The 11,390-nt window shown below is 47.8% G+C and carries 13 protein-coding genes; all 13 read left to right on the top strand.

Annotation, left to right across the window (positions count from 1 at the left end):
- A partial coding sequence (locus tag AC4OGX_RS04915; RefSeq protein ID WP_493328833.1) for a pentapeptide repeat-containing protein occupies window positions 1-273 on the top strand: 273 nt, incomplete at its 5' end.
- Between the two features lie 187 nt (window positions 274-460).
- Window positions 461-1,537: a helix-turn-helix domain-containing protein gene (locus AC4OGX_RS04910; RefSeq protein ID WP_493328831.1), complete on the top strand. Its 1,077-nt coding sequence runs from the start codon at window positions 461-463 to the stop codon at window positions 1,535-1,537.
- 24 nt (window positions 1,538-1,561) lie between these two features.
- Entirely contained in the window at window positions 1,562-2,470 is a 909-nt protein-coding gene (locus AC4OGX_RS04905; protein ID WP_493328830.1) for a helix-turn-helix transcriptional regulator, read from the top strand.
- Between the two features lie 63 nt (window positions 2,471-2,533).
- Window positions 2,534-2,989 (top strand): GyrI-like domain-containing protein, encoded by a 456-nt coding sequence (locus AC4OGX_RS04900; RefSeq protein WP_493328829.1) that lies wholly within the window; start codon window positions 2,534-2,536, stop codon window positions 2,987-2,989.
- Window positions 2,990-3,014: 25 nt separating this feature from the next.
- Window positions 3,015-3,344 (top strand): TfoX/Sxy family protein, encoded by a 330-nt coding sequence (locus AC4OGX_RS04895; protein WP_493328828.1) that lies wholly within the window; start codon window positions 3,015-3,017, stop codon window positions 3,342-3,344.
- Between the two features lie 224 nt (window positions 3,345-3,568).
- Window positions 3,569-3,727, top strand: coding sequence for a hypothetical protein (locus AC4OGX_RS04890; RefSeq protein ID WP_493328827.1), 159 nt, complete (start codon window positions 3,569-3,571; stop codon window positions 3,725-3,727).
- Window positions 3,728-3,961: 234 nt separating this feature from the next.
- Window positions 3,962-4,966, top strand: coding sequence for a glutamate 5-kinase (proB, locus tag AC4OGX_RS04885; RefSeq protein WP_493328837.1), 1,005 nt, complete (start codon window positions 3,962-3,964; stop codon window positions 4,964-4,966).
- Entirely contained in the window at window positions 4,935-6,185 is a 1,251-nt protein-coding gene (locus AC4OGX_RS04880) for a glutamate-5-semialdehyde dehydrogenase (RefSeq protein ID WP_493328826.1), read from the top strand. The genes proB and AC4OGX_RS04880 overlap by 32 nt, the downstream gene beginning before the upstream one ends.
- 286 nt (window positions 6,186-6,471) lie before the next feature.
- The gene (gene argC, locus AC4OGX_RS04875) at window positions 6,472-7,512 is read left to right on the top strand and encodes an N-acetyl-gamma-glutamyl-phosphate reductase (RefSeq protein WP_493328825.1); all 1,041 of its coding nucleotides are present in this window, start codon (window positions 6,472-6,474) and stop codon (window positions 7,510-7,512) included.
- Window positions 7,513-7,551: 39 nt separating this feature from the next.
- Window positions 7,552-7,998: a GNAT family N-acetyltransferase gene (locus AC4OGX_RS04870; RefSeq protein ID WP_493328824.1), complete on the top strand. Its 447-nt coding sequence runs from the start codon at window positions 7,552-7,554 to the stop codon at window positions 7,996-7,998.
- 55 nt (window positions 7,999-8,053) lie between these two features.
- Complete coding sequence (gene argJ, locus AC4OGX_RS04865; protein ID WP_493328823.1) at window positions 8,054-9,277, top strand: bifunctional glutamate N-acetyltransferase/amino-acid acetyltransferase ArgJ; 1,224 nt, start codon at window positions 8,054-8,056, stop codon at window positions 9,275-9,277.
- Between the two features lie 17 nt (window positions 9,278-9,294).
- Complete coding sequence (argB, locus tag AC4OGX_RS04860; protein ID WP_493328821.1) at window positions 9,295-10,194, top strand: acetylglutamate kinase; 900 nt, start codon at window positions 9,295-9,297, stop codon at window positions 10,192-10,194.
- Window positions 10,184-11,368: an aspartate aminotransferase family protein gene (locus AC4OGX_RS04855; RefSeq protein WP_493328820.1), complete on the top strand. Its 1,185-nt coding sequence runs from the start codon at window positions 10,184-10,186 to the stop codon at window positions 11,366-11,368. Before argB ends, AC4OGX_RS04855 begins: the two co-directional genes overlap by 11 nt.
- Window positions 11,369-11,390: the final 22 nt, after the last annotated feature.

The following is an 11,390-nucleotide window of genomic DNA, read 5'->3' as shown; positions in this document are numbered from 1 at the left end:
TTTGGAGGCAGCCTTTTTGAGGGAAGCAAAGCAGAGATGTGCAGCTTTCGGGAGGCATTTTTTTCAGAGGTGAAGCTAAAGAAGACCAAATTTGTGAAATTAGATTTTACGAAGGCTGATTTCTTTCGGACTTCCTTAAAAGGAATGGATTTCTCGGACAGCGTGATTGAAAGTATCATGGTATCTGATACATACCGTGAGGTGGCAGGGATGAAGATTAACATGTTCCAGGCAGCCGAGATTGCCAAGCTTCTTGGTGTGACCATTGTTTAGGACTGTGGAAAATGTGACGGACAGTTAATTTTTCGCTGAGAAATGTGAATCAGGCTCCGTTGTGTCAGGACCTGAGTATCTGATATGCTCATTGTAGTACATGAAGATTAGACGAAAGGGCTGGGAAACCGGACATTTTACGCGCCGGAGATATACCTGGTCATATAAAGAAAAAGGAGGAATTTTCATGCGGATCCATGAAATTATCAGAGAAAAAAGAAAGTCATTGGGACTGACACAGGAACAGGCGGCAGTGCGTCTCGGAATCACGGCCTCTGCATTTAATAAATGGGAGAGAGGGATCAGTTACCCGGACATTACCATTCTGCCCGCATTGGCAAGGCTTTTGGAGACGGATCTGAATACACTTTTGTCCTTTCGGGAGGAATTGACGGATCAGGAGATTGCTTTATGGTGCGGTCAGATCGCAGACGTTTTCCTGAAAGACGGGTTTGAGGCGGCCTATCAGCAGGCGATAGAGAAGGTCTGTGAATACCCGGGCAGCGGAAAGCTTTTGTTTCAGATTGCAGGGACACTGGAGGGAGAACTTCAGATGTTTTCGTCCGGTCTGGAGGAAGAAAAGAAGCAGAAGTATCTGGAAGTGATTGAAACACTGTATGAGAGGGCGGCCCAAAGCAAGGATGATGCCGCACGGATACAGGCGAATACAATGCTGGCTCTTAAGTATATGAACCGGGGGGAATACGAAAAGGCACAGGAAAAGATCGAGCTTCTGCCGGACCCTGCATTGCAGGATAAGAGACAGCTGCAGGCACAGCTTTATTACCGTCAGGGGCGTTATGAAGAGGCGGCGCAGCTGGAAGAGGGGAAAATACTGAAATCCGCAAATGGGATTTATACAGATCTGATGCTTCTGATGGGGATCGCACTCAAAGAAAAACGGATGGAGGATGCCCGATATTTTGTAGAGAAGGCAGTACAGACGGTTCAGCTCTATGAGATGTGGGAATATTCTGCATGGGCGGCAGAGTTTCAGATGGCTGTGTCCATGCGTGATAAAGAGAAAACGGTTCAGGTATTAAAGCAAATGCTCCCTTCGCTGAAACAAGTCTGGAGGCCTTCTGAGGCAAGGCTTTACAGCCATATCCCCCAGAAGGAAGGGAGTTTGGAAAAAGGTGCCTATAGGGAAAGAATGCTTGGGCAGATCGTGGGAATGTTAAAAACGGACGAGGAAATGGAGTTCCTCAGAGAAGATGAGGAGTTTAGCAGGCTGTTGAGACGATATACAGATCAGACAGAATAGAGGAAGAAGGAGTGTTTAAGCCAGATGAAGATTGACCGTTTAATAGGGATTTTATCAATACTGCTCCAGCAGGAGAAGGTGACGGCACCTTATCTTGCGGAAAAGTTTGAGGTGTCCAGGAGGACCATCAACCGGGATATCGAGGTTCTGTGTAAGGCAGGGATCCCTCTGGTGACAACACAGGGAGTGGGAGGCGGTATTTCGATCATGGACGGATACCGGATGGACAGGACGCTTCTGACATCCGCAGATATGCGGGCGATCCTGACAGGGCTTCGGAGTCTGGACAGTGTTTCCGGCAGCAGCCGCTACCAGCAGCTTATGGAGAAGCTGTCGGTGGGGAATTCGTCGGTGCTGACCTCCAATCAGCACATTGTGATCGATCTGTCCTCCTGGTATAAGAATTCACTTGCCCCTAAGATAGAACTGATCCAGGCGGCCATCGACAGAAGAGAGCAGATCACCTTTCACTATTACGCACCGGGTGGTGAAGGGATCCGTACGATAGAACCGTATCTTCTCGTGTTTCAATGGGCGTCCTGGTATGTTTGGGGATATTGTCTGGCCAGACAGGATTACCGTATGTTCAAGTTGAACCGGATGCCCCAGGTCAGGGGGGATGGGAAGACATTTGAACCGCGCAGGCTGCCTGAGTTTAAGATTGAAAATGAAACAGTCTTTCCGGCCCTGATCGATGTGAAGGCCGTCTTTGAGCCTGCAATGAAGTGGAGGCTGATCGAGGACTATGGGATGGACAGCTTTCAAGTCCGTGAGGATGGAAAGCTTTTGTTCCGGTTCGGATTCGTGGACAAGGACAGTGTGATCGGCTGGATATTAAGCTTTCGGGATCAGGCGGAGCTGTTAGAGCCTGTGGAGCTGCGTCAGGAATTAGAAGAGATATTAAAGGGCATGCAGAAAAAATATGAATCGTGACATATAGATGTCGTGTTTTGTGTGGTAACCTTGTTTTATCAAAAGAAGGGAAGGTTACACAGCATGGAATATGAAATCGTAGAATTACAGGAAAAGAAGGCAGCCGGTTTACGTGCAAGGACCAATAATTTTTCGCCGGATATGGGGATGGTGATCGGAGGCTTGTGGCAGCAGTTTTATCAGGATGGGATTTATAGCCGGCTTCCCGGTAAAGTAACCGGAAAGTCGCTGGGAGTCTATTCCGGGTATGAGGCGGATGAAAAGGCTGATTATGATTTTTCTGTAGCCTGTGAAGTAGATGGAACAGGGGAGATGCCGCAGGGTGTGACTCTCTTTACGATCCCGGCGGGAAGGTATGCCAAGTTCATTGTCAGGGGAAATGTGCAGACAGCCGTGGGAGAATTCTGGCAGGAACTTTGGAAGATGGAGCTAAAGAGGACCTTTGTGTGTGATTTCGAAGAGTACCAGGATAGTGAGATGGACCAGGCGGAGATCCATGTATATATAGGAGTAAAGTAGAGGTTACGATTCAGGGAGAAGAAAAATGGCATCAACATTAGAATATGTGGAATATGTAGCCGGGCAGCTGAAAGAAGCCGGCGATATCAGTTATAAGAAGTTGTTTGGGGAATACGGTCTGTGGCGGGATGGAAAGTTTTTCGGGACGGTCGAGGACAACCAGTTTTATGTAAAGATGACACAGGCCGGCCTGGAACTGATGCCGGGTGCTAAGCCCATGGCGCCCCATGGCGGGACCCCCGGGATGTATCTGGTGGAGGAGCTGGAGGATACAGACTTTTTAAGGGAGCTGGTAGTACGAACCTGTGAGGAGCTTCCGGCACCCAGGCCAAGGGCAAAGAAGAAAAAAGCATGATATGACGATATATCAAAGAAATAAAATAGATGAAAATCTGATGTATATAAAAAAGAAACGATTTTTCAGTATACATTGAAAATAGCGGAATTGCAGCAATAGACTCTGGTTCAATTAGACTATCGTCTAGTTTTTATGAGATGAAAAAATGCCGGAAATCGCTTGACAAATCATGAAATGTGGGTAAAATAAGAACAACGAATGGAAACCAAAAAACCACACGAATGAATGGAGTTAAAGTGATGGAAGATAAATTTTACAGTTTTGACATCATGAATCAGTTTGATCAGACTCTGCCGTTTGCTGACAGTGTAGTTTTTGTGCCGTGCGCTCCCAGTCCCTTTGGGGTATGCGCAGAGTATAAAAATGAATATTGGCAGTAAAGAGGATATCGTTGTGCTGAATGCTTGGTATGGATAAGAATACGAAGGATAGGAGTATAGCAGTATGCTTCTATCCTTTTTTGGTTTTCAGAGGATTCCGCGATTTACGTGGGAGCTTTTGGAGAAAGCATAAAGAGAGGCGGGAAAAAGAATATCCGGCTCTCTTTTTCTTTAAAATATAGCCAAGACCGCCAGGTACACGGCACACAAGGAAGAAAAGGATGGTAGAGAATGATGGATCGTAAAGGAATTTTAGGAAGCAAGAAAAGAATCGTGATCAAGGTCGGGACTACAACGATCACTTATGATGAGACCGGCAATATCAACCTGGATAAATTAGAAAAGTTTGTCAGGATACTCATCAATCTGCGGAATAAGGGGAGGGAGGTGATCGTGGTCTCCTCCGGTGCAGTGGGGATCGGAAGGAATGTTCTGGGTCTGGCAGGGAAACCTGAGACAGAGGCTGCCAAACAAGCCTGTGCCGCAGTCGGGCAGGGACGTCTGATGATGATCTATGAGAAGCTGTTCAATGAATACAGTCAGCTGACAGCTCAGGTGCTCCTGACCAAGGAATCGATCATCAATGAAGAATGCAGGAGGAATGCCAGACAGACCTTTGACGAATTGTTCCGCATGAATGTGGTTCCTATTGTAAATGAAAATGATGCGATATCTGTTGATGAACTTTCTTATGGGAATTTTGGAGATAATGACACGCTGGCTGCCTATGTGGCAAAGCTGGTCGATGCGGATCTGTTAATTTTGATGTCGGATATCGAAGGGCTGTATACGGATGATCCCAAAAAGAATCCGAATGCCAGATTCATCCACACAGTGGCCGAAATCGATGGAAATCTGGAGCAGATGGCAAAGGGGGCTTCCAATGACCTGGGGACAGGGGGAATGTCGACCAAGATCGAGGCAGCCAAGATCGCTACCGCCTGCGGGGCAGATATGGTGATCGCAAATGGTGCCAATATTTATTCTATCAACGACATCATGGCAGGGAAAAAGGTGGGGACCCTGTTTTTGTCCAGGGAGCATTCCAAAGAATTGGAAAACGAACTGGCACCGCAGCGGGCAGAATACCGCAGGCAGGCAAAGCGGCAGAAAAAGGAGGCAGCAAAAGAGAAGACAGACAATGACGGAGCAAAGGATCCGGTAGTATACTCGTTGGAACTGGCAGCTGATATGATAGGAGGACATTATGGGAAGTTATATGGAAACATTGGGAACTAGAGCAAAAGAAGCATCCAGGTCTGCCGGAAGGCTGGGAACAAATGAAAAGAACAGAGGGCTTTTGGCTGTGGCAGATGAATTATGCCGGAAGATAGATTTTATTTTAGAAGAGAATGAAAAAGACCTGGCAGCAGCAAAAGAACGTGGGATGAAGGAAGCTCTGACCGACCGTCTCCGTCTGACTGACCAGAGGATTCTCGACATGGCAGAGGGATTAAGGCAGATCGCAGCCTTGGAGGATCCGGCCGGAGAAGTGCTGTCTATGAAAACCAGGCCGAACGGACTTCGTATCGGAAAAAAAAGAGTCCCCTTAGGTGTCGTGGGAATCATCTACGAGTCCAGGCCAAATGTGACGGCTGATGCGTTCGGTCTTTGTTTCAAGACTGGAAATGCCGTGATCTTAAGAGGCGGCAGCGACGCGATCCATTCCAACAAGGCCATCGTTCATGCTGTAAAAGAGGGACTCCGTAAGGAGAAGCTTCCCCAGGATTTGATCCTTCTTGTGGAGGACACCGGCAGGGAAGCAGTGAATGAGATGATGAGACTTCACGGATATATTGATGTGCTGATCCCAAGGGGAGGTGCAGGGCTGATCTCCAGCGTAGTGGAAAACAGTACCGTGCCTGTGATCGAGACAGGAACCGGAAACTGCCATATTTATGTAGATGAATATGCGGATCTGAACATGGCGGCAGATATCATTGAAAATGCAAAGACGCAGCGGATGGGCGTATGCAATGCCTGTGAATCACTGGTCATCCATGAGTGTGTGGCAGAACAGGCAGTCCCAATGATCGTGAGCCGTCTAAAAAAACATGGTGTGGAGATCCGGGGAGACGAGGCAGCCTGCAGATACAGCAGTGACATCGTTCCTGCCGATGAAAAGGACTGGGGGACGGAATATCTGGATGCGGTGATTTCTGTGAAAACCGTGGGCTCACTGGACGAGGCCATCCGGCATATCAATACTTATAATACAGGGCATTCGGAATCCATTATTACAGAAAATTATAAAAATGCGATGCAGTTTCAGGATGAGATTGATGCGGCGGCTGTGTATGTCAACGCATCGACCAGGTTTACAGATGGTTTTGAATTTGGTTTTGGCGCGGAAATAGGGATCAGCACACAAAAACTCCATGCAAGAGGCCCGATGGGGCTGGAGGCATTAACTACCACAAAATATATCATATTTGGTGACGGACAGGTGAGAAAATAAGAGTATGCCGTATCTGACAGACCGAAATGTGTCAGCGGGAAAATCCGCCGGAATGAAAGAAAAATAAAAAAGTTTTGAATAACACTTGCATAATATACAGTATAGATGTATAATTATGCAAGTGTTATTTATATTTCGTCATTGCTCAGCTGCCGGGTACTGCCGCGGAACCGGGCTTACATGTCTGAACAGTTACGATGTTTATTCAAAGCAGGAAGACAGCTCTTTACTTCATGTAAAAAGAGGTATATGATAATAAGTTAGAAAAAGAAAGGAAGTTTTACATATGATCAAGGTAGGTATCATAGGATCGACAGGGTATGCGGGCGGTGAGCTTGTGAGGATCCTGACAGGACATAAAGAGGCAGAGATCGTCTGGTATGGTTCCAGAAGTTATATAGACAAGAAATATGCGCAGGTCTATCAGAATATGTTCCAGATCGTGGATGCGGTCTGCATGGATGACAATATGGAGGAGCTGGCGGACCAGGTGGATGTGATCTTTACGGCCACACCTCAGGGACTCTGCGCATCACTTGTGAGTGAGGAGATTTTGTCCAAGGTAAAGATCATAGATCTGAGTGCGGATTTTCGGATCAAGGATGTATCCATATATGAGAAGTGGTACGGTATTGAGCATAAGAGTCCGGAATTTATCCAGGAAGCGGTATATGGCTTGTGTGAGATCAACCGGGAGGAGGTAAAGAAGGCAAGACTGGTGGCAAATCCGGGATGCTATACAACCTGCTCGATCTTAACGGCATATCCGCTGGCGAAAGAAGGACTGATCGACATGAGCACATTGATCATCGATGCCAAGTCCGGTACCTCAGGTGCAGGAAGGGGAGCGAAGCTTCCGAATCTTTACTGCGAGGTAAATGAAAATATCAAAGCATACGGAGTTGCAACACACAGACACACCCCTGAGATCGAGGAGCAGTTAGGATATGCGTCGGGAGAAAAAGTTCTGTTAAACTTCACCCCTCATCTGGTCCCGATGAACAGAGGAATCCTTGCAACAGAATATGCGAAGCTGGCCAGAGAGGTTACATATGAAGAAGTAAAGGCTGTCTATGACAAATACTACGCCGATGAAAAATTTGTCCGCGTATTGGAGAAGGATGTGTGCCCTGAGACAAAATGGGTGGAGGGCAGTAATTATGTAGACATCAATTTCAAGATCGATGAGCGTACTGGACGCATTATCATGATGGGAGCGATGGATAACCTTGTAAAAGGAGCGGCAGGCCAGGCAGTTCAAAATATGAATCTGATGTTTGGATTGGAAGAAACAGAAGGGCTGAAGCTGGTCCCAATGTTCCCATAATAAGGGAGGTAAGACTAGAGTGAAGATGAGAGGGAAGATATGGTTCGTATAATGACAATAGAAGACTACGACGGCGTATATGCGTTATGGATGAAGATCAGAGGCTTTGGCATCCGCAGCATTGATGATTCGAAAGAGGGGGTGAGACGTTTTCTCAAAAGGAACCCCACCACAAGCGTTGTTGCCGTGGAGGACGGAAAAATCGTCGGCAGCATCCTGTGCGGGCATGACGGGAGGCGGGGATGCCTGTATCATGTATGTGTCGATGAAGCGTACCGCAGGAGAGGAATCGGAAAGGCCATGGTAGTCATGGCGATGGAGGCTCTAAGAAAAGAGGAGATCAGTAAGGTCTCTCTGATCGCATTTACAAAGAATGATGTGGGAAATGCATTCTGGAACACGATCGGATGGACAGAGAGGCTGGATCTGAATTACTATGATTTTGTATTAAATAAGGAAAACATTACCGCGTTCAATGAGGGTTAGGAGACAGCAGGAACGAAAACAAAGGGAACACAGAGGAAAGAAAGGATGGAACAAGATGAAGATCATCAAAGGCGGAGTGACCGCAGCAAAAGGGTTTGAAGCAGCATCAACAGCAGCAGGGATCAAGTATAAAGACCGTACGGACATGGCACTTATATATAGTAAGAAGCCGTGCAAGACTGCAGGGACATTTACAACGAATGTGGTAAAGGCTGCGCCGGTAAAATGGGACAAAAATGTAGTAGACAGCGGTGTGAAATCTCAGGCAGTCATTGTAAATTCAGGGATAGCCAATGCATGTACCGGAGAGGAGGGCTACGGGTACTGCGAAGAAACCGCAAAGGCAGCAGCAAAGGCCCTCGGTATCGATGCACAGGGTGTGCTGGTGGGTTCTACCGGAGTTATCGGGATGCAGCTGCCCATCGAAAAGCTGAAAAACGGCGTCGTAAAGCTGGCAGAGTCTAAGAGCAGGGAGATCGAAAACGGGACGAAGGCAGCAAAAGCGATCATGACCACAGATACCTACGAAAAGGAGATCGCGGTTACCATCGAGGTGGGAGATAAGACTGTGACGATCGGAGGAATGGCAAAGGGGTCCGGTATGATCCATCCAAATATGTGCACCATGCTGTCCTTTATTACAACCGATGCCGCAATCTCCAAAAAAGCACTGCAGGCAGCATTAAGCGAGGATGTCAATGAGACTTATAACATGATTTCTGTAGACGGTGACACCTCCACAAATGATACCGTACTGCTTCTTGCAAACGGTCTGGCTAAAAATGAGAAGATTAAATATAGAACAGAAGACTATGAAAAATTTGCAGAGGCCCTTCATGTGGTCAATGAATATCTTGCCAAGAAGATCGCAGGGGACGGAGAGGGTGCAACCGCACTTTTCGAAGTGAATGTGATCGGTGCCTCCACAAAGGAACAGGCGAAGACGCTTGCAAAATCGATCGTCTGCTCCAATCTGACGAAAACTGCGATCGCCGGACACGATGCAAACTGGGGACGGATTCTGTGTGCAATGGGATATTCAGGGGCACAGTTTGATCCGGAGAAGGTAGATCTATTCTTTGAGAGTAAAGCCGGAAGGATCCAGATCATTGAGAACGGGACAGCAGTAGACTACAGTGAGGAAAAGGCAACTGAGATACTTTCTCAGCCCGAGGTAAAAGCCATCGCAGACCTGAAAGAAGGTTCAGAAGAGGCAACTGCATGGGGATGTGATCTTACCCACGGATATATCGACATTAACGCGGATTACCGCAGCTAAGCCAGGAGGGGAATCTTATGAATGATAATATGCAGCAGTATCTGGACAAAGCACAGGTTTTGATCGAGGCGCTCCCATACATCCAGCGCTTTAACCGCAAGATCATTGTGGTAAAATACGGCGGAAGTGCCATGATCGACGAGGAATTAAAAAAGCAGGTCATCGAGGACGTTACGTTATTAAAGCTGGTCGGATTTAAACCCATCATCGTACACGGCGGCGGCAAGGAGATCAGCCGGTGGGTCGGCAAGATAGGGATGGAGCCAAGGTTCATCAACGGACTGCGTGTTACCGATGCAGATACGATGGAGGTCGCTGAGATGGTGCTGGGCAAGGTGAATAAGAGTCTGGTGCAGCATGTGGAGGAGCTCGGTGTGCGTGCGATCGGGATCAGCGGCAAAGACGGCGGACTCTTAAAGGTCAACAAAAAATACTCCAATGGAGAGGATATTGGATTCGTGGGAGAGGTCAAGGAGGTCAATGCCGACATCCTGTATGATCTTCTGGAAAAGGATTTTCTGCCGATCGTATGTCCGGTAGGAATGGATGATGAGTTTAACACATACAATATCAATGCAGATGATGCTGCCTGTGCGATCGCGTGTGCGGTGCAGGCAGAAAAGCTGGCATTTCTGACAGATATCGAGGGTGTCTATAAGGATCCGGATGATCCGAAGACATTGATCTCTGAGCTGTGGGTGGAAGAGGCTAAAAAGCTGATGGAGGAAGGCTACATTGGTGGCGGGATGCTGCCGAAGCTTAACAACTGTATCGACGCCATCGAAAGCGGGGTTTCCAGAGTACATATCTTAGACGGCAGAATCCCTCATTGTCTGTTATTGGAGATCTTTACGAATAAAGGAATCGGAACCGCGATTCTGAATGGGGAGGAGAGCAGGTACTATCATGGTGAATAGCAGGATCAAAGCAGCAGAGGAGAACCTGCTGCATGTATATAACCGTTTCCCGATCGCACTTGAACGCGGCGAGGGCATGTATGTATATGACACCGAAGGAAAGGAATACCTGGATTTTGCTGCAGGTATCGGAGTGACGGGACTGGGGTATCATAATAAACAGTTAAACGATGCCCTAAAGGAGCAGATCGATAAGATCTGTCATATCTCCAATCTCTATTATCACGAGAACTGCGGGGAGGCTGCAAAAGAACTGAACCGGATCTGCGGGATGGACCGGATCTTTTTTACAAACAGCGGAAGCGAAGCCAATGAGGGCGCCTTAAAGGCGGCCAGGAGATATGCATATACAAAGCAGAACGGGCGTTATGAGTTTATCGCTATGGAGAATTCTTTCCACGGCAGAAGCTTTGGCTCCGTATCCGTGACCGGACATGATTCCTACAGGGAACCGTTTGAGCCGGTCGTGCCTGGGGTACATTTTGCCAAGTTCAATGATCTGGACAGCGTAAAGGCACTGGTGAATGACAAGACCTGTGCGGTCATCCTCGAACCACTCCAGGGCGAGGGCGGGATCAACCTGGCTTCCCGGGAGTTCATGGAGGGGATCAGGAAGCTCTGCGATGAGAACGGGATCCTGATGATCTGTGATGAAGTTCAGTGCGGGATGGGACGTACCGGCCACTATTTTGCCTGGCAGGGCTTCGGCGTGAAGCCGGATATCATCACCATGGCAAAGGCGATCGGAAACGGAATCCCGGTGGGTGCATTTGCAATGACCGAGGAGGTGGCACAGTATTCTCTGAAGGCTGGGGACCATGGAGCAACCTACGGCGGAAATCCACTGGCATGTACTGCAGTCAAAACGGTGATCGAGATCTTTGAACAGGACCATATAATAGATCATGTCAACCAGGTGGCACCATATCTGGAGCAGCGTCTGGAGGATCTGGTTAAGGAGCTGGACTGCGTTGTCAGGAGAAAAGGAACGGGGCTGATGCAGGGATTGGAATTTAATATTCCGGTTGCCGGGATCAATCAAAGAGCGATCGATGAGGGCCTGCTGGTGATACAGGCACAGGGAAATGTGATCCGGCTTTTACCGCCGCTTATTTTAGAAGAAAAGCATGTGGATGAGATGATCGTGCGTCTGAAACGCGCCCTGGCAGAATAAAATACTTATAAAAACCAGTCAT

It is taken from the genome of Faecalicatena sp. (genome assembly GCF_058819085.1).
The sequence above is the reverse complement of the archived record's forward strand: the minus strand, read 5'-3'. Positions and strand labels throughout refer to the sequence as shown.